General features: G+C 36.7%; 18 protein-coding genes and 1 pseudogene. All 19 read right to left on the bottom strand.

Features of this window, described 5'->3' with window-relative positions:
- Nucleotides 1-151 precede the first annotated feature (151 nt).
- Nucleotides 152-2,595, bottom strand: a pseudogene (locus Ana3638_RS26760) (ATP-dependent Clp protease ATP-binding subunit).
- A gap of 138 nt (nucleotides 2,596-2,733) precedes the next feature.
- Nucleotides 2,734-3,768 (bottom strand): protein arginine kinase, encoded by a 1,035-nt coding sequence (locus tag Ana3638_RS10630; protein WP_161838003.1) that lies wholly within the window; start codon nucleotides 3,766-3,768, stop codon nucleotides 2,734-2,736.
- Nucleotides 3,761-4,303 carry a UvrB/UvrC motif-containing protein gene (locus tag Ana3638_RS10625; protein WP_161838002.1) on the bottom strand — a complete coding sequence of 181 codons (543 nt, stop codon included), beginning with the start codon at nucleotides 4,301-4,303 and terminating at the stop codon, nucleotides 3,761-3,763. Before Ana3638_RS10625 ends, Ana3638_RS10630 begins: the two co-directional genes overlap by 8 nt.
- Before the next feature lie 30 nt (nucleotides 4,304-4,333).
- Nucleotides 4,334-4,708, bottom strand: coding sequence for a GntR family transcriptional regulator (locus Ana3638_RS10620; protein ID WP_161838001.1), 375 nt, complete (start codon nucleotides 4,706-4,708; stop codon nucleotides 4,334-4,336).
- Nucleotides 4,709-4,834: 126 nt separating this feature from the next.
- The gene (locus tag Ana3638_RS10615; protein ID WP_161838000.1) at nucleotides 4,835-6,109 is read right to left on the bottom strand and encodes a cadherin-like beta sandwich domain-containing protein; all 1,275 of its coding nucleotides are present in this window, start codon (nucleotides 6,107-6,109) and stop codon (nucleotides 4,835-4,837) included.
- A 185-nt stretch (nucleotides 6,110-6,294) separates the two neighbouring features.
- Nucleotides 6,295-8,610, bottom strand: coding sequence for an SH3 domain-containing protein (locus Ana3638_RS10610; protein ID WP_161837999.1), 2,316 nt, complete (start codon nucleotides 8,608-8,610; stop codon nucleotides 6,295-6,297).
- Nucleotides 8,611-8,801: 191 nt separating this feature from the next.
- Nucleotides 8,802-8,969 carry a hypothetical protein gene (locus Ana3638_RS10605; protein ID WP_161837998.1) on the bottom strand — a complete coding sequence of 56 codons (168 nt, stop codon included), beginning with the start codon at nucleotides 8,967-8,969 and terminating at the stop codon, nucleotides 8,802-8,804.
- The gene (locus Ana3638_RS10600; RefSeq protein ID WP_161837997.1) at nucleotides 8,966-9,385 is read right to left on the bottom strand and encodes an MATE family efflux transporter; all 420 of its coding nucleotides are present in this window, start codon (nucleotides 9,383-9,385) and stop codon (nucleotides 8,966-8,968) included. Before Ana3638_RS10600 ends, Ana3638_RS10605 begins: the two co-directional genes overlap by 4 nt.
- 328 nt (nucleotides 9,386-9,713) lie before the next feature.
- Nucleotides 9,714-10,985, bottom strand: a complete 1,272-nt coding sequence (purD, locus tag Ana3638_RS10595; RefSeq protein WP_161837996.1) for a phosphoribosylamine--glycine ligase — start codon at nucleotides 10,983-10,985, stop codon at nucleotides 9,714-9,716.
- 23 nt (nucleotides 10,986-11,008) lie between these two features.
- On the bottom strand, nucleotides 11,009-11,632 hold the full coding sequence (gene purN, locus Ana3638_RS10590; RefSeq protein WP_161837995.1) for a phosphoribosylglycinamide formyltransferase: 624 nt from the start codon (nucleotides 11,630-11,632) through the stop codon (nucleotides 11,009-11,011).
- Nucleotides 11,626-12,651, bottom strand: coding sequence for a phosphoribosylformylglycinamidine cyclo-ligase (purM, locus tag Ana3638_RS10585; protein WP_161837994.1), 1,026 nt, complete (start codon nucleotides 12,649-12,651; stop codon nucleotides 11,626-11,628). The genes purN and purM overlap by 7 nt, the downstream gene beginning before the upstream one ends.
- A gap of 377 nt (nucleotides 12,652-13,028) precedes the next feature.
- Nucleotides 13,029-13,544 (bottom strand): 5-(carboxyamino)imidazole ribonucleotide mutase, encoded by a 516-nt coding sequence (gene purE, locus Ana3638_RS10580; RefSeq protein ID WP_161837993.1) that lies wholly within the window; start codon nucleotides 13,542-13,544, stop codon nucleotides 13,029-13,031.
- 211 nt (nucleotides 13,545-13,755) lie between these two features.
- Nucleotides 13,756-15,825 (bottom strand): aminopeptidase, encoded by a 2,070-nt coding sequence (locus tag Ana3638_RS10575; protein ID WP_161837992.1) that lies wholly within the window; start codon nucleotides 15,823-15,825, stop codon nucleotides 13,756-13,758.
- Nucleotides 15,826-15,954: 129 nt separating this feature from the next.
- Nucleotides 15,955-16,281, bottom strand: coding sequence for a DUF6142 family protein (locus Ana3638_RS10570; protein WP_161837991.1), 327 nt, complete (start codon nucleotides 16,279-16,281; stop codon nucleotides 15,955-15,957).
- Nucleotides 16,282-16,314: 33 nt separating this feature from the next.
- Nucleotides 16,315-16,755 carry a VanZ family protein gene (locus Ana3638_RS10565; RefSeq protein ID WP_161837990.1) on the bottom strand — a complete coding sequence of 147 codons (441 nt, stop codon included), beginning with the start codon at nucleotides 16,753-16,755 and terminating at the stop codon, nucleotides 16,315-16,317.
- A 394-nt stretch (nucleotides 16,756-17,149) separates the two neighbouring features.
- A complete protein-coding gene (locus tag Ana3638_RS10560; RefSeq protein ID WP_161837989.1) occupies nucleotides 17,150-18,769 on the bottom strand; it encodes an Ig-like domain-containing protein in 1,620 nt (539 codons plus the stop codon).
- Between the two features lie 309 nt (nucleotides 18,770-19,078).
- Entirely contained in the window at nucleotides 19,079-21,157 is a 2,079-nt protein-coding gene (locus Ana3638_RS10555; protein ID WP_161837988.1) for a hypothetical protein, read from the bottom strand.
- Nucleotides 21,154-21,624, bottom strand: a complete 471-nt coding sequence (locus Ana3638_RS10550; RefSeq protein ID WP_161837987.1) for a hypothetical protein — start codon at nucleotides 21,622-21,624, stop codon at nucleotides 21,154-21,156. The genes Ana3638_RS10555 and Ana3638_RS10550 overlap by 4 nt, the downstream gene beginning before the upstream one ends.
- A gap of 342 nt (nucleotides 21,625-21,966) precedes the next feature.
- Nucleotides 21,967-24,522 carry an Ig-like domain-containing protein gene (locus Ana3638_RS10545; protein ID WP_161837986.1) on the bottom strand — a complete coding sequence of 852 codons (2,556 nt, stop codon included), beginning with the start codon at nucleotides 24,520-24,522 and terminating at the stop codon, nucleotides 21,967-21,969.
- Nucleotides 24,523-24,626 lie beyond the last annotated feature (104 nt).

Here is a 24,626-nt window from a genome sequence, read left to right as displayed (position 1 = left end):
GCGGTCAAAATGCCAATAGCTATCTTATTACATGGTTTTCTTATATTCCGGGCACATTAAATGGAACATATTATATTCATAGTTTTTGTAGCTATCTCTATTATATAATATTTGCATGACAATTTCTACTAATATATGCACAAGAAATGAATTATTTTTTGGAAATTTTAATATCTTTGTCGAAAAGTTGTACTAACGCGGTATCTCCATTATGAAGATTACCTTCAAGGACTTCTTCTGCCAGCTTATCTTCGATATTAGTCTGAATTGCTCTTCTCAGCGGCCTTGCACCATAATTCTGGTCATAACCGATTTCAACAATACGGTCAATGATTGCATCATTTACTTCCAGAGATATACTCATCTGCTGTTTTGATCTCTTAGCAATACTCTTTAACATAATACCTACGATACTCTTAATATCTTCCTTGGATAAGGAATGGAACACAATCATTTCATCAATACGGTTAATGAATTCCGGCTTAAAGATTCGTTTTACTTCCTCCATAACGCCTTCCTTCATCTTTTTATAATCTTCTTTTTCATCCGTAACAGACGAGAATCCTAAACGTTTTGGTGCAATGATATTCTGAGCTCCGGCATTGGAGGTCATGATAATGATCGTATTCTTAAAGCTGACCTTCCTGCCCTGGGCATCGGTTATATGCCCGTCATCCAATACCTGAAGCAGGATATTGAATACATCAGGATGTGCTTTTTCCACTTCATCAAACAGGATTACGGAATAAGGATTCTGTCTGACTTTCTCGCTAAGCTGTCCTCCCTCATCATAACCTACATACCCCGGAGGGGATCCGATTAATTTAGAAACACTGTGTTTTTCCATGTATTCGGACATATCAACCCGTATCATGGAATTCTCACTGCCAAACATCGCTTCTGCCAAAGCTTTGGATAATTCTGTTTTACCTACACCGGTTGGTCCTAAGAACAGGAAAGAACCGATTGGCCTGTTGGGATCCTTTAAACCTACACGGCCTCTTCGAATTGCTTTGGATACGGCTGAAACTGCATCCTCCTGCCCTATGACTCTTTCATGAAGAATTTTTTCCAGATTCCTTAAACGTTCCGATTCCTCTTCCGCTAATTTTTTAACGGGAATCTTAGTCCAGCTGGATATAATATCTGCTATTTCATTCTCACCTACAACCAGTTTCGTCTCTTGTTTTTCTTTTTCTGAACGAACCTGCAGTGCATTTAAGCGGCTGTTTATTTCCTCCTGCTGTTTTTTAATCTCGCCTGCTTTTTCATATTCTTCATTTTTAATTGCGAGCTCTTTTTCTTCATCCAGACGGAGGATTTCAGCCTCTAATTCTTTTACTTCCGGAGAAGTTATAAAAGTACTTAAACGAACCTTGGAAGCAGCTTCATCCATTAAATCGATTGCCTTATCCGGCAAATAACGGTCGTTAATATATCTGCTTGACATTTTAACTGCAGCTTCCAGTGCCTCGTCTGTTATTTTAACTTTGTGGTGTGCCTCATAACTGTCTCTTAACCCTTTTAATATAAGGATTGCTTCCTCTTCGGAGGGTTCTTCCACAACTACCGGCTGGAACCTTCTCTCTAAAGCTGCGTCTTTCTCAATATATTTACGGTATTCCTCTCTGGTAGTAGCACCGATTAACTGTAATTCGCCTCTTGCTAATGAAGGTTTTAATATATTGGAGGCATCAATTGCTCCTTCCGCCCACCGGCACCAATTATGGTATGAATTTCATCTATAAAAAGAAGTACATTTCCGTCACTCATGACTTCACTGATTACTTTTTTAATTCTCTCTTCGAATTCTCCTCTGTATTTTGAACCGGCTACCATTCCGGATAAATCAAGAGTTAATACTCTTTTATCCTTAATAATTTCAGGAATGTTACCTTCTACGATTTTTCTGGCCAGGCCTTCTGCAATAGCTGTTTTACCCACGCCTGGTTCACCTACCAAACAAGGATTGTTTTTTGTCCTTCGGCTTAATATCTGAATAACCCGCTGTATTTCTGTCTCCCGACCGATTACAGGGTCTAATTTACCCTCTCTTGCATATTCCGTTAAATCCCTGCTGTATTGATCCAAGGTAGGGGTACTTGATTTTGCCTTTGCTTTACTTTTATTTGCGGCATATTCATTCTTTGCCGCATTCATATCTGCTCCGATTGCTGTTAATATGTCAACATAAAGCTTTTGTACATTAATTCCCAAGGTATTAAGAAGTCTTACTGCAATACAGTCCGATTCCTTAATTAAAGCAATTAATATATGCTCTGTACCAACTAACTGGGCTTTTAAACGGATGGCTTCTTTAAAGCTCTGATCTAAGATTCTCTTAGCTCTTGGAGTAAAACCATCAACTTCAACGGTTTCCACATTTGAATTAGGGGCAATCAGCTGATTAACCAATTCAATTACTTTATCTACTTCAACTCCGTTTTTCTCTAATACTTTGGAAGCAACACCGTCTGCCTCTAATAATCCGATAAGCAGGTGTTCTGTTCCTACATAATTGTGTGATAACTTATATGCTACTTCTGTTGCATAGGTTATTGCTGCTCTCGCATTTTCCGTATATTTTTCGTTCATAGTAGCCTCCTGTTCTGATTTTCAGAAGTTTTGAAATGCTGACTTCTGTATATTTTTATCTGTTGTCAAAGCAGATATACCAATTCTACTTTGTTACTGCCTCGAATTTACAGATTTCAGCGTAAAGATTCCTTTTCTTTACACTTGTTCCGGTAATTTCTTTCTGATGTAATCTGCTCGGTATTTATCCCTTTGTACACTTCCTACATTTTTATCTAACTGACACTGTAAATTACCGGGTTGTATTTCCATCATCAATTCATGAATATTATAATTTTCGCCTAAATGAATGAGATTCATATCAATCCCCAGTTTTAATTGTGCCAATAAAGCCATGGCATCAGCGGAAGATAATTGCTTCGCATATTTTAATACACCATAAGAACGATGTACTTTATCTTCAAATTCATCATAATTATTGGTAAGGATATATTCCCTCTGCCTGCGTTCCTGTTTCATAACCTGCTCTACGATACGGTCCAGGCTATCCATGATCTCCTTTTCCGTACTTCCTAAAGTTTTCTGGTTCGAAATCTGATACAGACTGCCAACACTTTTTGATGCTTCTCCATAGGTCCCTCGTAGAGCAATACCATACTGGCCTAGTTCTTCCGCTAACTTAATTATTTTACCGGCTACTGTCAAAGCCGGTAAAAACATCATATAGGATGCCCGTAAACCAGTACCTACGTTAGTGGGGCATGAAGTAAGATAACCATACTTTTCATGAAACGCAAAATCAAATATTTCATTGGTAATATCATCAATTTTATTGGCTGCCTGAAAAGCTTCGTCTATATTCATTCCTCCGGTAATGGATTGAATCCGTATATGATCTTCTTCATTTATCATAATGCTGATACTTTCATCATTAGAAAGAATTAAACCGGTACTTTGCTCTTTCGCCACTAATAAAGGGCTGATAATATGCCTTTCCACCATAGCGGTTTTTTCCATATCTCCCAGTACATCTGCGCTGCAGCTGTAAAATTTCATGGAGGCCTGGTTTTCTATAAGCGGCGCAGCTGCTTTTACTTTCTCCACAAGTTCACCTGCCTGCTTTTCAGAGAGTTTTGCCGAAAAGGGGTAATCTTTCAAATTCCTGGCAAGTCTTACCCTGCTGGAGATAACAACGTCATTATTCTGACCTGCTTCTTTGTACCATTTAAGCATTACCTATCTCCTCCTTTTTTAACTGGCGTATCTTATCCCGCAGCTTGGCAGCCTCTTCAAATTCCTCTTTCTCAATTGCATCCTGCAAGCGTATGGATAATTTATCCAGTTCAGATAATTCCTTAACCAGCTTCTGGGTTTTTGTTTCAAATCCCTTAGGCCTCTTACCTGTATGATTCTCGGAACCTTGTATGTTTTTTATGCTTCCGTCTAAAATCTTTTGGAAGCTGTCGTAACATTTGGCACATCCAAACCTGCCTTCCCTCATAAATTCCGAATATGTCATACCACATCCTTCGCAATATATCTCTTTCTCCGTGCGTTCCGTACCATGGGGATTATTATAATAATTACCTAATATTGTAGACAGCAAGCTGCCTAACGTAATCTCCTGATCCATAAATGCCGTTCCCATAGGGAAAGAAGTATATTCCGTCGCACATTCTTCACATAAATGCTGTTCTGTTTTTTCCCCGTTTATAATTTCAGTATAATATATCTTAGCTTCATTTTTTTTACATTTATCACATAACATAGTAACAACCTCCTGTTCTGATTTCGGTTACTATTCTACATTAAAATCGTCAAATATTTTATTCACCAAACCATGTATTTCTTCACAGCTTATATTCTTACAAATGGCTTTCGCCAATATTACCCTCAAGTCACAGGACAGTTCTTCCATTGCCTTAAATTTATCTGCGTTAATTGCAACTACAGTTCCTTTTCTGCGGTCAAGCTTTACATACCCTTCCTGTTTTAACATAGTATATGCTTTATTTACTGTATGCATGTTAATTCCAATATCTTCTGCTAATTCCCGAACAGAAGGCAGATTATCCCCAACTCTTAACTCTGCATTTGCAATCCCGAAAATGATTTGATTGCGAAGTTGGATATAAAAAGCTTCTTCGCTGTTAAAATCGATTCTTACTATCAAATCATCCACCTCCTAATTGTTCGTTATATATGTTATATTATTAGTATAACAGATTACTATCTATTGTCAAGATAAACTTAGTGTCATTGATATTCACTTAGTGTCTCCAATTTTCGCCTATACCTCTTATTCTTCTTCTCTGTTTTTTAAATATAACCTGATTAATGCCACAGAAAGAATAATACAGACGCAACCCAATATTGCTAAAACAATACCCATTGTGGTTAATTTTGCTTTATATTCTTCAGATTGCATTAAATTACCGGACATAACCACCTTATTTCCTTCTCTGCTTTTGGTATACCGCTGTAAGGTTTCTTCCACTCTGTCATACTGATAGAATCCTGTTTCCCCTGCTTCATTTTTCGCATACAAAATCAGGAAATCACTATTCAGATCATTTTCCGGTGTATAAGCAGTTACTGTTACATCATCTAATATTAATGAAGTCTTACTATATCCGCCCGGTATTGCAACATCTTCACCAGGAGTTAGGATTTGATAACGGTAACCATTCTGAATATAAATATCTTCTCCATCTTTTATAAGGAGCAAATTACCCATTTCTGCTGCCTTATCTTCTATACTGCCATATTGCTTTGAAACGGAATCCAGGTTGTCATCTGATTCCACTGTCTCAATTGTCTCTTCCGTATCCTTTTCTTTTTCTTCATTCCGAGTTGCCGTAATAATGTATTCTTTCATTTCACCCGATTCTGCTTTCACCTTTACCGTGATTTTATTATTTCCTACCGAAAGATTTTCATTACCGTCAACCGTTACTTTGGCATTGTCGTCCTCCGGTACCGCACTTAGAATAATTTTATTACTTTCATAATCTATTTTCGTTGTATATTCTGTAATTTTAGGATCAAATTTTGGTTTTAAACTACCGGGATTTATTTTTAAACTTTTAAGATTATTATTGTCTGAAGCTGTTTTAGCCGCAGATACACGGATATCCAGCCGGTTACTGGAGACGGACATGGCGGTTCCGGTTTCATATTCATATATTTCTGCTTTATCTTTAATTGCAATTTCGCTTACGCCTATTGCTTTTGCTGTAAATCTCATGATATACTTCCTGGAAGATTCTTTATTTACCGAATTTTTATCGGTGAGTTTTAATAAACCTTCCCCTCCGGCTATAAAGGAAGCATCACTTTCAAATTCCAGTATATCAGCATTATATGTTATATATGCTTCAAAATCTCCTAACATGGCATCGGAAGATATGGAAAGACTAACTGTAATTTCATCTCCAACCGCTGCGGATTCCGTATCCGCTTTTATGTTAATGGTCGCGCTGGCTGCCCTGATAAAAGAATAGGGCATTAAAATTAAAGACAATAATAAAATAAGTGATAAGCATTGTTTATAGATTTTTTTATTGGTTTCCATTTGTTTCTCCTTAATCTTAAGTATTCCATTGAGTATAATTTCATATTCGTAAACTTTAGAATTGCCTCTTGGGTTACTTGAGAAAAAGAACCTGTAAAAACCCTGATTTTATGCACTTTTATGAAATTTTATCATAAGTGCTTTTTTACAAAGTTTTAAAACAGGTTCTGATCTCTTCTTCAGGCTTATTCTTCCGTTTCTTCTTTTACAGCATGAATCAGATATTCCCTGACATCGCCATTTTCTGCTGTAACAGTTATTCTAATTTCATTATTTCCCTCATCCAGTGGAATACATCCTGTTCCTTCTATACTGGATTTTTTACTGACGGTAGTAGCAGTAACATTAATTTCTTCCACGTCAGATTCAACAATGATAGAATATTCCTGGTCTTTCTTCAAATCGAAAGTCGGGGTTAAACTATAACCATCTACTTTCAGCGTTTTCAGCCAATTATTCGGATTATAAGCCGTTTCCGGAACCGGACAGGGTTCGTCAGGCATATTTTCATACACCGGAATACTGAATGCAATAGGAATCTCTGACATTACATCATATGCAGCAAAGGTTTTTTTGGCCTCTGCATTAGGAGCTTCAATATTAGACATATACTGATGGGAATAGGTTGAAGTATCGGTAACATTAAATTTCTGCAGGTATGTAGTATCCTGTCCCCGTTTTATGTAATTGCTGCCAATAATATATGCACCTCCCACTATGGAATCATAAGGGTTGTCCCAGGGAATCAGGTATTGTGCATTTAATTCCTGATTCGTTGTTCCGTTTTTCGCATATTTTAGGCCGTTAGCTACGGCACCGCCGGTTGCGGTGCTGTTATATGCTCCAATATTATAGAAATTATAGTATCCCTCTAAACCATCCACGGTTCCGGATACACTGGAGCTTAAAGTAGAAGTTCCGGTAACTACCTCCTGTTTTGCCCTGCTTGCCAGATGATACGGACTTACGCCGGAATATTCAGCTGCATCCATAAAGGTTTCCGAATAAGTACGTTCTGCGGTTTCTCCTTCCTCATCTTCATAAGAATAGGTACAATTGTATAGCGGTGTATTATAAAGAATTCCTTCCACACCGGTAACATTCTGGTATTCACTTTGATAGGTCAATAACTCATATTGAAATATACTTTTCTCATTTAAGAAGTTTCTGGGGTCTATATAATATTCCAAGCCTGCTTTGGACGGAGTGACCCAGGTGGAACCGTCAAATGGAATAAAACTGTCTGTAGACCAGTTATAAGCCCCTGTTTCTAAGGATTTCCATTCGGTGCCTTTTCCATTGGAAATTAAATTGACACCTAATTTGCTTTCTTTTTCTATTACCGTATCCCAATCCAGTCCGGTTTGAAATGCCTTAAATACCCACGTAGGATAGGTTTCATGCAAATCTCTCAGATACGGTTTATAACTCTCGGGAAATCCTTCCTCGTCCATCCTCTCTTCAAATTCTTCATCTGACAATACATCCGGTGTATCATCGTCAGAATTATCTGTTGGGGTTGGGGTAGGCGTTGGCGTTGTAGTTGGTTTTGGAGTAGGGGTTGCCGTTGGTTTTGGTGTTGCCGTTGGTTTTGGGGTAGGCGTTGCAGTTGGTTTTGGAGTGGGCGTTGAGGCTGTCCCTGTAAGCAAAATCTGGCTGCCCAAAATATACCCGCTGTATTTTACACCGCTTACGGTAAATGATACTTTAAACCACTTCTTCCCTTTCCCATCCGTTACTTCCTGTGTAATGGTTACTGCTTTCTTATTACTTAATGTTATGGCAGTTCCTTTGCTCGTTGTTAGATATTTATAACTGTCACCTGCTCCGGTTCTAAGCTTCACTTTTGTTTTACTGTTAACTGCCGCTTTTATACTGGCTGGCAGGGTTAACTTAACGAAATCACTTAATACGTAACCTGTTTTTGTTTTATTACTTACTTTAAAGGATATCCGATACCATTTCTCCGTTCCGGCAATTACTTCATTTAAAACCGTTACTTTCTGATTTTTTATGATAGAAGTTACTTTTGTACTTGTAGTGGATGGTTTTTGCCTTACATTTAAGTTTGTTGCCATTACACTGGCAGCAAGTTTAAAATCAGCTGTTGTCTGATTCGTTGAACCACCTGCTGCCGGGGTGGGAGTTGGGGTTGGTGCAGGTTTAGTTGCAGTGGATGAACTGTTTGCTACTTTGATAAAGTCATCCATAACATATCCCTCTGCTTTTTTACCGCTAAAAGTAAATGATATTTTGTACCATCCATCCTTTTTACTAATTATCGTAAATTTTTCACCCTTTTTTAAATAAGCGAAACTACCGTTTACCTGGACCTTATCATAATTAGTTCCCGGGCCGGAACGTATATTTAAACTGGTAGCTGTTACCGTTCCATAGGTGGCCGCAATTGCTTTTATTGAATTTAAAGTGATACCACCGGGATATATTAATATCAGACATAAAAGAATCGCAAACCATTTATATATTGAACTTTTTTTCATCCCCTTTTTCCTCCTCAGATTATTAAGTCAACGAAGATAACTATTATGTATAATAAATTTGTTACAGTTCAGCCTTAGGGCAGACTATACTAAAAAATACTTTGTATTTTTTCAATATGTTACAGAATACATATGGCACTTCTGTGACATTTTGATAATATATGTCAAATAATCAAATAATTAGGAAATAACTATAACATTTTCTTCCAAATCCCTTTCGCATAAAAACGAAAAGAAAGTAAAGCTGCAATCGTCCAGCCGATAGGCCAGGAAAGCCAGATACCAACAGAACCCATAAAACCTGATAATATATAAGATAATACCACCCTTAAGATTAAATCCGTGAAAGTAGTTATCATAAAAGGTCCCATAAGAAAACGGAAGCATCTGAAAAAATATTTTCCGGAGTATCCAGAAGTTTTAACATGGGATTACAATCCAAAATTCCTATTATGGTTAAAATAAGACTGATAAAAAATATTGAAATCAAAGAGGTGAAGATCGCTGTTTTCATTTTAGCATATTCTTTTCCCCCGAATAATGTGGATATTACAACGGAACAACCTATATTAGATCCTGTTGCAATCGCAATAAATATCATGGTAACGGGATAAGAAGCTCCAATTGCTGCCAGGGCGTCTTCCCCTATATATTGCCCGGCCACTACACTGTCTACGATACTGTACAGCTGCTGAAACATTACACTTAAAAGCAAGGGTATGGAAAATTTCCACAAAAGCCTGCCGGGTGATCCATTCGTTAAATCTGTTGTCATATGTATACCTCTTTTTATTTTATCTTGAGGTATTATAGCACAATTTAAATGATTATAAAATAATTATTCCGGAATATGGTATTAATCATTATAAAGTATAAAAATAAGACCGTATCCTATTTACCGGTACTCTCACCTCCCATGTCCGGACTCTTTAACAGGCTGTTAATTCCAGATTCTTCCATGGGATAAAACCAGATAGGATTCAGTCTTATATATTAATTTTAATATTGTGAATGGCGAATTTTGATAAGGAATTTTAAAGAATAATATACCCCGGATATTTTAAAATACCCGCCCAGATAAATATTCTATTAATTCTCTCTCTTTATACTTCATCAATTGCTTTACCAATATCATTTCGCATATACTTATTTTTAAAAGTTACCCAGCCGGCAGCCATATAGGCATTTGACCTGGCTTCTTTTAAATCTTTTCCGGTAGCAGTGATTCCGATAACACGTCCACCATTTGTTAAGATTCCGTCAGCGGTTCTTTTCGTTCCGGCATGGAAAGCATAAAATCCGTCTTTTCCTATAAATTTATCCAATCCATCTATAATAAACCCTTTTTCATAGTGTTCCGGATATCCGTCTGAAGCTAATATTACGCAAACTGCAGCATTATCATCAAATTCCAGCCTTATTTCCTTAAGTCTGCCGTCAATACAGGCTTCAAACACTTCAACAATATCATTTTTCATTCTGGGAAGAACCACCTGCGTCTCGGGATCCCCAAATCTTGCATTATATTCCAATACCTTAGGCCCATTTTTTGTAAGCATTAAACCAAAGAACAGGATACCGGTAAATTCTCTTCCTTCCGCTTTCATAGCATCCATAGTAGCCTGATAGATGTACTTCTGACAAAACTCATCTACTTCTTTTGTATAAAAAGGACTTGGTGAAAATGTGCCCATGCCTCCTGTGTTTAATCCCTGATCCCCATCTCCTGCACGTTTATGATCCTGGGCACTTGTCATGGTTGCTATATTGGTTCCGTCACAAAAGGCAAGTACCGACACTTCCCTGCCTGTCATAAATTCTTCTATTACTAACTTATCTCCGGCGGAACCAAACTGTTTATCTAACATAATTGCCTTGACACCTGTATTCGCTTCATCTAAGGTATTACAGATTAACACACCTTTACCCAGTGCCAACCCGTCTGCCTTTAATACGATGGGGAAATCACAGGTTTTTAGATATTCCAAAGCTTTTTCCGAGGAATCAAAAGTTTCATAAGCCGCAGTAGGGATATTATATTTTTTCATCAGATCCTTGGAAAAAGCTTTGGAGCCCTCTATTATAGCAGCATTTTTTCTTGGACCGAAAATTCTTAAATTATTTGCTTCAAATACATCCACAACCCCGGCTACTAACGGATCATCCGGGCCGACTATGGTTAAATCAATCTTCTCATTTTTCGCAAAAGCCGCAAGCTTATCAAATTCCATAACGCCAATCGGTACACAGGCGGCATATTCTTCAATACCCGCATTGCCGGGAGCACAAAATAATTGATCTGTTAATTTACTTTTAGAAACCTTGTAAGCTATGGCATGTTCCCTGCCTCCGCTTCCGATGATTAATATTTTCATGCTTTTCAATCCCTTTCAGAGCTTTATAATATAGTTACACGGTTATTTATTATCTTAACTTTTTTTAAAGCAATAAGGTTTATAGCTTCCGGCAGGATATGCCATTCTGCCTCTTCCATAACTCTTGTTTGCAAATCTTTTGGAGTATCACCCTCCTGTACTTCTACGGCCTTTTGAAGTATAATCGGACCGGTATCCGTACCCTCATCGACAAAATGAACGGTCGCACCCGTAATTTTAACCCCTCTCTCCAGAACGGCTTCGTGTACCCGCAGTCCATAATAACCGGCCCCGCAAAAAGCAGGAATCAGAGACGGATGAATATTAATTATTTTATTTCTATAATTCTGAATTAGAATTTCCGGTATTATTACCAGGTATCCGGCTAAAACAATTAAATCAACTTCGTATTTCTTTATTTCAGCTAATAACTGATTGCTGAATTCATCCCTGTCCGTATAATTTTTTGGTGATATTACCGCTGTGGGTATCCCCGCCTTGCGGGCTCTCTCCAATGCATAAACATTTTTTTTATTACTGATTACGATTTCAATTTTTGTATTTTTTATATTACCCTGTTCAATATTATCAATGATTGCCTGTAGGTTTGTACCCCCTCCGGATACCAAAACTGCAACTTTTAGCATATGGTAACACCTTTCTCTCCGGCTTTTATCTCACCTACGATATAAGCTGTCTCACCGGTCTGCTGTAATAATCTTATGGTTTTATCCGCATCAGCACTATCTACGGCAATCATCATTCCAATTCCCATATTATAAGTATTATACATAACTTTTTCTTCAATTGCCCCATCTTTTGATAACATCTGAAAGATTGGAGGTACTGCATATCTGTCTTTATATATTACGGCGTTCATACCGTTGCTTAACATTCTTGGAATATTCTCATAAAATCCACCGCCGGTTATATGGCTGCAGGCTTTTACGGTAATACCACCGCTTTTTAATGCTTTTAAGGCATTTACATATATTTTAGTCGGAGTTAACAGGACTTCCCCTAAGGTAGCCCCAATCGATTCATAATAAGTATCCAAAGCTTCCCGTTTCATGTTAAAAACGCTTCTTACAAGGGAATAACCATTACTGTGTATTCCGGAAGAAGCGATTCCGATTATGGTATCTCCGGCTTTTAAATTGCTTCCGTTAATTAACTGTTTCTGATCTACAATACCAACGGCGAATCCTGCCAGGTCATATTCGTTGGCAGGATAAAAGCCAGGCATTTCTGCTGTTTCACCCCCGATTAATGCGGCACCGGCCTGTTTGCAGCCCTCCGCCACACCACTGACGATTGTTGCTATTTTTTCAGGTTCGTTTTTACCACAGGCAATATAATCTAAAAAGAATAGGGGTTCACCGCCTGCACAGGCTATATCATTCACACACATAGCCACACAGTCAATTCCTATGGTATCATGTTTATCTAAAATAAATGCCAGTTTCAACTTAGTTCCTACTCCATCCGTTCCGGAAACTAAAGTAGGCTGTTCCATGTTTTTAAAATTCTCTAAGGAAAATGCACCAGAAAATCCGCCTATTCCGGTTAAAACTTCGCTTCTCATGGTTCCTTTGATATGTTCTTTCATAAGCTCAACCGCCTTATAACCGGCCTCAATATCTACTCCTGCCTTTTTGTAATCCATGGTTAATCCTCCTTGTTAGATATCTGATTCATAGTGATAAATACAAACACTGACTTCATTTACAAGATTCTCATCTGATATTTATTTTAACATAACCTATATTATTTGTCCTACTTTTCAGTTTCATTATTTTCTTATATTGTTTATAAGTGTAATTAATAAAACATTTCATACCTATAAGATAATTATATAAATGAAATGAAATAATAAGACCCAATTTTCTGTGAATGAGTCTAAGCGGACAAGTCCACCAGCTCCCCTCTTTTAAGGGCATTCCATCGCATCCTGCCCGGAGGGCTTTTTCTATTAAAGAGAAATTCTCCGAACTTTCTTTTGAAACACAAAAGAGACGGATCTCTCCGTCCCTTCTGTGTTTACTACATACTTTTCAGATATTCCTTATAGCCCATTTCATCAAGTTTTTCTGATTTGGCAAGAACATTTTCCTTTAAACCTAAAGCATAAGATTTTATACGTTCTAATAATTCTGGATCTGAGGTTGCCAGAATTTTAGCCGCCAATAATCCGGCATTAAGAGCCCCGTTGATTGCAACCGTAGCTACCGGTATACCCCCTGGCATCTGAACGATGGAATAAAGGGAATCAACTCCACCTAAAGACTTGGTCATAATTGGAACGCCGATAACCGGCATGGGGAATATGGCTGCTGTCATACCCGGTAAATGAGCTGCACCGCCGGCACCTGCAATAATGACCTTATAACCTTTTTCTTCTGCCGTTTTTGCATAATCATAGAAAATATCCGGCATTCTGTGGGCGGATATAACCGTAATATCATATTCGATTTGAAGAACATCCAATACATCTGCTGCCTTGCTCATGATCTCAAGATCCGAATCACTGCCCATAACTATTCCTACTTTTGCTGCCATTTCACTTTCCTCGCTTTCACTCTTTATGATTTAGGTAATTGCGAAACGATATCGTTTTCCGAATATACCATACAATTAATACAATTTCATAGTTTCAGTTGCCTTAAGGGCAAAATTCAGCTCTGAAATTGTATTAATTGTATGGTTATAACTACAATAATCTTATTTCACAATTACCTAATTCTTTATGATTATCGACCAGTTATTAAGATTACCTAAAAGCTTCGTTTAATTTTTCCGTACCCGGAAGTATAAATCTTCCGTCTTTAATAATTGTGATGGTTTCACCATTCTTTTTGTAAACAGTAATTTCTCCAAGTTCATCATAAGGTATGGTTATATCCGTATGACAGTTGAAATATGCCTTGTCCATATCTGTTTTTCTCAATATGGATATCTCATTATCTTTTGCTACAATAAGTTTCCCGTCCGGGTTATATAAGTTTAAATCTTCACTCATTTGGTAGCAGGTATCCCCCACTGCAAAATGAGGTCCGGTTTTCTCGGCTATCAAAATAGGAAGTTTATCTCCTATTTTATATTTCTGAGCCATAACATAAGCAGTTGTATTGGTTCCGATTGCAAATTCACCAAGAGGCAGGGTTTCCTGATTATACATAAGATTTTCCTTAACAAATTGTTTGTTTTCATCTTCCGAAGTAAAATTCCTGCAGGTATAAGAACTTATCTTTCCATCTTCAAACTGTAAGGCTAAATCGATATATTCCAATTCATTTAAATAGACCTGTGTTACATGAAGAGTTCCCTCGGTACCGGTTAATTTTGGTGATGTAAAAACTTCTCCAACCGGTATATTCACATCTGCAGTACAGTTTTCAAAGATCGTTTCCGTCCCTGGATCTTTTAATTCATATAACATGACTTTTAGATCTGTGCGGTTTTTACCTCTGCCAAGGATTTTTACATACTCTCCCTGATCCAGAACATCGATGATGGATTGCTGGATTTCTTTATAGGTCTGGTTATCCAAAGTATTTACTTTAACCGTTTCCTTAAATATATCTTTAAACTGTTCTCCGATTTCCGGAATGGGGTAGGCTATAATTGTAAAACTGGTTTCTTCTCCTTTAATATATTCGTTTGTAATCAGGTTCGAAGCCCGGTTATACATAACATATAATTTCTGCTGTCTCTTATCTAATTTAATAACTTCAGCCTTATTCTCCGGTGCGAAATTTTTTTCTCCAAACACCTGGATTACAGCAGGACCGGCATAAAGAGCTGATTCGTTTTTATATTTTTCGTAAGCTTTCTTAAGACCGGATAATTTCCGTTCGTTATATGCCTTATCCAGATATAAACCATTATCAAAACGGTGATCATAGTCAAATTGTTTATTTGGTCCTGTGGAATGAAAACCGATTTTTAAATGCTGTTTCTTATTTACTGTATTTACTGCGGCACGATAGATTACCGGTTTAAGCCCCATCTCAGCAAAATACTCAACCGCGTAATAAAGCATTCTCTCAAATCCAATGTTATAACGTATGTTTACTGTTCTCTTTTTACGTAAATCAATCCTGGCTGCTGCAAACCCTCTCCGATATCCTTCCGTGTAAGTAAAAGCCATTGCTTTTACCTCCTCTTCGGTCAGACTGTTTAGGAATTCTGCTGTCTTTAATTCATTTTCACCGATATATTCACCAAATTGATATAGATACCTGAAATCCTTTAAATCCCAATTATGAATAATATCATTAACAAATGATAACTGGGAATCAATTAATTCCCTTGTCCTGTATTCAATGATATCCCCTGTATAATCACTGATGAAATCATAAATAGCCCGTTTTACATCTTTATAAGTATAATCATCCGCTTCTTCAAAATAATTATAAACTTCGATAAATAATTCCAAATAAATGGTAATATCAAATAATCTGCATTCATAGGCATAAACTATCATACCCCTTATTTCCGCATATAAAAAAGACAGAAGTTTTCCGACTTTACCCAGCTTTTTTACTGCGTAGCGGGGATTTCCAAAACTATTCTCATAATTCTCAGGAATTACATCTTCATATAACTCATTATTCAGCTTCTTAAGGTCTTCCAATGTCATCTGACTCAGTTTGTCCGTTTCTACCAATGTGACTAACTCTTTTATTTTCAGGATAAACTCAGCCGTTTTATTAAAATAATCCCTGACTGGTTCTTTCATGACTTGTTCGTTTAAGATTGTACCAATACGTTCCATGGATAATTCATAACGTTCACGGATTTCCTCATTTGATTCTTTAAACAGTTCTGTATATTTCATAGATTATTCCTTTCTTTTTTATATTTTTATCCAGTTATTTTCAATGGATTTATACTATTAGAAATTGGTTATCTTCATCTTCTATTTTGTGAAGCGGATATTCTTAGGTCCGCTACGCTGCTTGTAAGGTTAAATTATCACTCCGACCATATATAAAACAAAAAAGAAGATAGATAGAAACCCATTTATCACCATCCCGGTAACAGGTGCCGTATAATAAATTTCCTTTTCCCGGCAGGCTTTAATACCAAGAATAAAACCGGTTATGGATATGACAAATAAGAGCATCCCAATAAATCCGATAATCAATCCGCCGTTTCCTTTGGAAAGGCTGGAAATTATGGATAATATCAATAAAGAAATAAGGGAAAGGCTTCCGATTATTACTGATATAATTCCTTTCAGGGAATGACTCCTGCCTGAGAATTTAAATATTTCTTTTTTATGTTTAAACATTGTCCGCTCCTTCTCCACGTACAATTGCTATATTTACCGTAGTTTTTTTATGGATTTTATTAATTTATGGCATATCAGAAAACAGATACCGCCCAGAATACCACCCAAAGTATTCATTAGTATGTCATCTACATCAAATATTCCAACTTTAAAAATCAACTGAATCAATTCTATGGTAAGACTAAATTCCAGGCTTAACAAAGTTATATTTAACAATTTCCTGTTAGCGGTACTTATAATGGGTAAAACAAATCCAAATGGCGCAAATGCCAGAACATTTCCAAATATATTCACAATAAAACTTTCAAAACCGACCTCTCTCCGGTATAAAATAAAACGCCTTACTTCTTTAAATAATACCAAATTATATCTATAATCATCCGAAATTATTGTTCGTCCATAACGCTCGCTAAAAAATAAAAAATAAGCTAATAATATGATATATAGTACAAACAGCACGCGACTTACTGACATAATGACTGTTCTGCTAATAGATTTCAATGACTTTTTCCTCCAGTGTGCTTTCCATATCCCAACCATTATAAAACAAATATTACATTACGTAAAGGGGGTAATAAAATCGTACTGCAGGAATGTTATGAATAGGAAAAAACCACCACATATTTTACTATAATTATATTGAGCATTTGCAACATTTAGTTGCAAGTCAAGCGGATATTCTTAAGTCCGCTGCGCTACTTGGCTCTACCCTTATACCTGCTGCGCAGGTATTTCAGCGGAATATGAATTCTGACTGAAACAAGTTAATCTAAGGCCCGCCGCTTATGCTGCGCTAAGAAGCGGGGGACTTACTTGTAAGGTTAAATGCATTATAGATAATATGGGCAGTTTTTTTAATAAATTACTACTAATCATTATCCGGATCTATTGTATGAGATAAAGATGAACTGGTTTTATTTCCTGCCGTATCCATTATAACATTCCAATCCGTAGGTTTAATACGTAGAATCTCATCCATATCCGGAGTCTCTTTTAAGAAGATTGTTACTATATTATTATTAATATAAGTATAGGAAACATAATCTTTATCATCCTGAAGTACCTTAAATCCTGCATTTCCTCTTACAGTTTCATTAAAAGTAAGGTTAATTGTTGTAGGATAAATATAATTATAATCAGTTAATATGGGGGCTGTATTTTCCCTTAAATAAATTGATACATTATATGGATTCATTACAGAATAAGTATTATTATATCCTTTTATTCCGCTTATCTTTGCCAGATAGTTTCCATTAGTCGAAACACTGTCTTCATCCAAAGTTAACTCGACTACCGCATTCCCGGAATTGTTATTTTTTAAATCTGCATCAATTATTTTAGCTCCTGCTATGGAGTAATTAGATTCTTTCTCAGCCGAAGCTTTATCCAGTTTAACATTAAATTGTATGATAACAATATCGTTGTCATTTTGTGACTGGGTAATTTGGACAGGAGCAGGTAAGGAATTTACACCGTTTTCTGAAAAGTTGACCCTCACTTTCATTAATTTATCCGCAGAGTTATCATCCGGTGATACATCATATCCTTCCCAATAACCGATTAAAACATCCTGCCAACCAGTTAACTTTGAAGATGCCGAAGACAGATTATAATTTACCTTTTCAGTGTCCTCGGAATCCACTTTACCCTCAATACATTCCATATTATTTATAAGTAATAATCCGGGTGTCTGAATGGAACGGTCAAAAGTTGCCGTTAACCTGTTTCTGTCAGTACGCTTCAGGGTTACTAATTTAGCCTGGTGTTCATAATCCGGATCATCGTTATCGTCATTATCATCGTTATCGTCCTCATCCTCATCCTCAACGATTTCAATAATTACCTGATCCCTTATATTACTGGATGCAATTTCATCTCTTGAATTAGCCGCAACTGCTGTTAAAACAGCAATTCCTTCTTCTTTTGCCGTTACGACTCCATTCGAATCAACATTGGCATAATATTCGTTATTAATAAGCCAATAGGTCTTCGCAGAAGAACTGCTTGGAGTTATTCTACTGTTAAAGTTATATTTGTCTCCAACTTCCATAACCTGCCTGCCGTCATTATCATCTTTATTATTGGTTATTTCTATTTTTAAAGCAGTTGATTTTACGGTTACCTTACAATAAAGGTCTATTGTCTTGCTGTGATAAAACGTGATTTTACATTTAATATTTGTGGTTCCTTTGTTAATTGCAGTAACGGTTGCTGTTTTACCGTTGTTTTCTGCTTTTACTGCGGCGATTTTCTTATTAAGGGTATACCATTTAATACTTTTTACATTTGTACTTAAACCATTTAAAGATAATTCAAAAGTGTTTCCAATATTCTCCAATGTCTTATCTGTTACTGATAAAGCAGGGTAATATTTCCAGTCCCAAGTCCATTTTGCACTGGCAACACTAGAATTACCATAGGTGTTTATCGGAAGTAAAATCAAGAAAACAAGCATAAATGTTAGTTTTTTAACTGCTTTTCTCTTCATTCTGACTCCTCCTATTAGATTGGTTTTCTTTTACATAATCTATAATATTTCCATATTATGTCATAATGTTGTCTGAAATTTGCCAGATTTTTGATATTTTTAATTGAATAAAACATCTGCATCTATTTTCCTGCTTATGTTCATGACGCTTAGTGCCTACTAATCTAATTTTCTTTAATTTCACATAAATATAGAGCTGTTGCAGACTTCTTATATGTTAATTACGAAAGAATAAGGTTATATTCTAAGCGCAGATTAAGTATAAGATATCTGCAACAGCCCTAATGCTATGCTATTAAAATAATTTTATTATTTTTTGGGAGTTACATATTTAGTTGATATTACAGCCTTATTACCATCTTCATCTGTTATATTATTTGCACTGGTCGGTGTAATCTTTAAGCTTTTTCCCATCTCCGGATCATCACTTAATGTAATGGTAACAGTATCATCATCAATTTCAAAATCTTCTGCAAACTCATTTCCTCCCTGGGTTACACTAAAGCTTGCAGTTCCTTTAATATCTTCATTAAAAGTTATTACAATTGTATCAGGGTATTCAAAAGCCACCTTTGTTATGGATGGTCCTTCATTTTCATTTAATAATACAGTGGTCTCATATTCCTCCATAGCAGTATAAGAATCATTATATCCTTTTATTCCTTTTATGGTTACTGCATAAGTGGCTGATACCTCAATAGCTCCTTCTTTCAGTGTCAGCTCTACGGTTGCTCCGTTAGAAGTATTCTCAACTAGTTCCGCTTTCGAAATTTTAACTCCTAAAATACTATAATTATCCTCATCTTCCGCTGTGGCTTTATCAACCTTATTCTCAAAGTTAACCAAAATAACATTAGGATCATCAGAAGATTGTTCAATGCTTTCCGGAGCCGGTAATTCAGTTCCGTCCGAACCGGAACGTTTTATAGTAATCTGTTTCTTTTCACTTTCATTATTAAATTTATCTTTTACAAATCCCACCGGTATCGTTATGGTATATGTTCCATTTTCGTTAAACTGGTCTTCATCCAACTCAAGCGTTACTACCTTATCTTTTACCGTAGCGGTATAACTAAGTTTTTTCTGTGGATAAATATCATCATCCACCGTATCAAGTCTGGACGTGAAATCTCCTGAATCATCTGTTAATATCACGGTTTTGTCATATGTTAATGTTAAAATATATTTAATTTCATCATCCTCTTTTGTATCTTCTTCTTTGGTAAGTTTATATGTCTTTAATTCCGGTCCATCCGTATCCACACTGAAATTAACTGTCTTTTTCGTATAATCATCTGCGGAATCATCCGAATCCTTAACATTATAACTGTCCCAATAACCGATAGAAACTTTCTGTGATCCTGTTAATCTTGCCGAAGTAGAATCCAGTGTAAAATTAACTATGGTTCTGTCATCTTTATCCACTTCTCCTTCAATCGTCTTACCATTACTTAATACAATCTCGCCAGGTGTCTTTATAGATCTGGAGAAAGTAGCAGTCAGGGTATAATAACCGGTACGTGTCAGGGTTTTTAATTTAGCCTGTGATTTTTCCGTCGTATCCGTTGCAACATACGCGGTTATAATGGAGCTTTTTGGATAATTACCGGCTTTATCCTTTAATCCCGAAAATACTACGGCAAAAGTCTTATTCTGGTCATCCTCATCAATACCGGTTAAATCTATCGTTAAAGATTTGTTATCCTCTGATTTCACATAGTTTGTTTTGGTCTTTAATAAACTTAAGGTAGCAGTTTCTGCAGTCTGGCTGGATTTTACAAGACTTACTTTGGAAACCGCCATTTTAGAAAAGTCCATGGCTTCGCTGAATGTCAGGGTTACGATTAATCCGGTATCATCAACATCATAATCTTTAAAATATGGTGCTTTGGTATCATGTAACTCTAACTCCTTATAATATTCCGTTAATGCAGTTCCTCCCGCAGTCTTAATACTATCTGAGAGATGCAATCCGTAAATCCCGTTAAAAGCATTTTCTGAAGTGATTGTTAAAGTTTTTCCATCGGAAGATAATTTTCCGGTCAAGTCTCCCAATTTATCAGCCATCTCACCATCCTTGTCAGTCATAGCCTTAAGGGATACATTATCATCATTAAGTTCATCTCCGTCTAATACTGTTGATTCATCAATAGCACTGTTAAACGTTATGGTCAGAGTTGTAGTATCGGATAATACCGCACTCTTTACCCCTGCTGATTTCTCAAGGATCTGAATCTTTACGGTATCTTTAACAAGGCTTGAAGAAGCACCTGCTTTTGTCAGGGAAGCCGTTGCCGTGAGATTGATGATTCCTGGTTTTAATGCCGTAACAATTCCTTTTTTATCTACGGTTGCACAATTGGTATTATCAGTGGTATAAGTTATCAAATCACTGGAATTACCAGGTGTAAGAACACTGTTAAAATCAATGGTATCCCTGTTGTCATTACAAAATAATCCGTACCGTCTCCCGGGATATTAGTTATATCAATTGCCGTGGCTTTAATTTGAACTGTTACCTTACAGGCAGGACGCAGAATGGTCCCGTCTTTGTAAGTAATTTTACATTTAATATAAGCGGTTCCTTTACCGGTGGATGTTACATAACCGGTTTTAGAATCTACTGTCACAATACTTTTATTTGTTGTATACCATACTTTCGATTTAACCTTGGTTTTGTCAAGATTTTTGATGGTTAAGGTAAATGCCGACCCTATCCCGGTGAGAGCCTTGGTTGTTACGGACAAGCTTGGAGCCGCCGCAGCCTGTGTTATAATTTCATTTACTGGAATTACTGAGGTAAACAACAGAACGGCGAGTAAAATTCCCATCCACTTTTGCATCCATTTTTTCATTCACTATTCCTCCTATTAATACGTTCTCTTTACTTTCATTACTATTTTACATTATAGTTCCTACATTTGTCAAAATATTGTCTAATAATGCTTCAAATGTTATATTTTTGTTAAATTGTACATTTATCCCTTGTAAAATATTTTATTTACTGCATGTATTTGTCTTAGATAGGAAACACTGGAAACCGTATGAAACACGCTTTGCGTGTTTCTCCGGTTCACGTGCGCGTTCGTATTATTGCAAGCAAGCTTGCCAATTCTCACTTTGCTTTCGCGGAAATAAATAAGGAGCTCTTGCCTTTAGCATTCAGCTTTGGCAAAAGCTCCTATATACCTTACTATTTAATTGTCCGGTGTAATGCTTAGTGTTCCAATATCCGATTTATTTCCATATTTATCAGTTATGTTATTATAACTTGTGGGTACAATCTCTAATTCCTGACCCATCGTTGGTTTATCCTGTAAAGTAATGATTACTTTCTTACCGCTTATTTCTGAATATTCAACCAAATCAACACCATTTTGAAGAACCTGAAAACTTGCCGTACCTGCAAGGGTTTCATCAAAAGTCAAGATTATTTCGTCAGGATAATCATAATCTTTATCTTCCAATTCCGGACCGGTATTTTCATGAAGACTGATCTTGGTCTCATATTCCTCCATCTCCGAATAAGTATTATGATATCCCAGGATTCCTGAAATGGTAATGGTGTATTTGCCCGATTCCGAAATGGAACCTGGCTCAAGTTTTAATTCTACCGTAGCACCGCTGGTCGTATTATCCGTTAACTCTGCCGATTCAACATGAGCATCCTCTATATCGTAATTATCAACTTCCTCTGCCGTATCTTCATCCAGCTGGTTCGCAAAGGTCACATAAATAATACTTGCATCATCATTGGACTGAACAATTGCTTTTGGTTTAGGCAATGCGGTCGAAGAGCCTTCCGTACTTTCCACTTTAACGGTTGTATCAGAGTTTACATTACCATAATCATCTTCTACAAATTCTTCCGGAATAGTAATCGTATAGGTACCTGGTTCTTCCATATCATCATCATCCAGTACCACCGTAACGATTTCATCATCTGCGTCAGCTGAATATCCGATATCATGCTCATCTTCAATATCTCCGTCCTCGGTTACCAGCCTTGCTTCAAAGGTTCCCTCATCATCAATAAGCTCCACATTTTTATTGAAGGTCAATATCAGGCTGTAGGTAATCTTATCATCGTCACTTTCCGTAATAAGTTCATAATCCGTTATCTCCGGTTGCGTGGAATCGATATCAAAGCTTACTTTCACTTCTTTGTAATCATCTGCAGAATCATCCGAATCTTTTACATTATAACTATCCCAGTATCCGATATTTACTTCCTGTTTACCGGTTAGTTTGGCAGAATCGGAATCTAAGGTGTAAGTAACCTGTTTTGGATCATCCTTACTGATAACACCTGTAATAATCTCTCCGTTACTTAATAGTACCTTGCCTGGTGACTTGATACCTCTTGAGAAAGTAGCCGTTAAGGTATTCAGATCCGTACGTTCCAAAGATACCAGTTTAGCCTGCGGTTTCGGTGAAGTATCCGTTTCCACATAAGCTGTAATACTGTCATTTTCCGTATAGTTACCTGCTCTGTCCTTTAATCCGGTGAAAACGACCTTAAATTTCTTATCCTTGTCAACACTGGATATGGTTGATAAATCAATACTTAAGGACTTTCCGTCTTCGGACGGTTTATAATTGGATTTATTTTTTAACTTACTGATAGTAGATGCTTTTGCTGCTTTACGTCCTGAAACCAATTCCGCTTCTTCTATCTTCATACCGGAATAGTTCATGGCTTCACTGAAATTGATGTAAGCAATCAGTCCGGTATCATCAACTGAGTTATCTTTAAAATAAGGCGGTGTAGTATCATATAAGGAAAACGTTTTGTAATATTCCATTAAGGGTTCGTTATCTTCCGTCCGGATATTTCTTGAAAATTTAACGCCATATAAACCGTTAAAATAACCGGAGGTGGTAATGGTTAACGTCTTTTTGTCCGAAGACAGTTTTCCGCTTAAGGTTCCTAAGCCGCTGGCTATCACACCGTCACCGTCTGTTTTGGAGGTTATAATAATATTATTCAATAGTTTTCCATTTTCATCCATTACCGAGCTTTTATCTATTTCTTCATCAAAAGTTACTTTCATAGTTGTCGTATCCGTTAATTCAACACTGCTGACACTTGCTGATTTGGATACAATTTCAAGATTAACACTGTAAGATAAAACAAGGACATCATCCAGCAGGTTTTGGTAACCCGCCGGTTTATTAAGTTTAGCTTTAGCCGTTAAGGTTACGAAACCAGGTTTAATACCCGTTACGATACCTTTTTTATCGACTGTGGCGCATTCTGTCTTATCAATACTGTACGTTATGTAATTGTCTGCCTTGGATGGAGTAAGTTCAGTATTAAAATCATAAGAACCTCCAACTGCAATAACCTGCCTGCTGTTATTGGATAAGTCATCCTGGGCATTGGTAATTTCTATGGCAGTTGCCGGAATTTTAACCGTAACCTTGCAGGACGGTATATAAACACTGCCGTTCTTATAGGTAATCTTACACTTAATATATGCGGTTCCCTTTCCTGTGGAAGTGACATATCCGCCGGATACAGTGGCCACTTTCTTATTGGTAGAATACCATGTGGCAGATTTTTTTTGGGAATTGGATAAATTCTTAATTGATAGTTTAAATTCCTCATCTACTCCGATCACTGTTTTTTGCGTTACCGACATAGCAGGTTTTGCTGCAGCAGCAACATGGATCGCATCAGCCGGTAACATGGATAGAAACAGAACGAATGCCAAAAATAATGCTTTCCATCGAAACAGGTATTTCTTCATTATTTCCCCTCCTTGGTTTTATTTCATGTTTTTTTGTTCTGACTATGATAATAATATCCAAATTTGTCAGAAATTAGCCGAAAAATAAATTTTTATCTCTTAAT

This window comes from Anaerocolumna sedimenticola, assembly GCF_009931695.1.
In the GTDB taxonomy this organism is placed as follows: Bacteria; Bacillota; Clostridia; order Lachnospirales; family Lachnospiraceae; genus Anaerocolumna; species Anaerocolumna sedimenticola.
The sequence above is the reverse complement of the archived record's forward strand: the minus strand, read 5'-3'. Positions and strand labels throughout refer to the sequence as shown.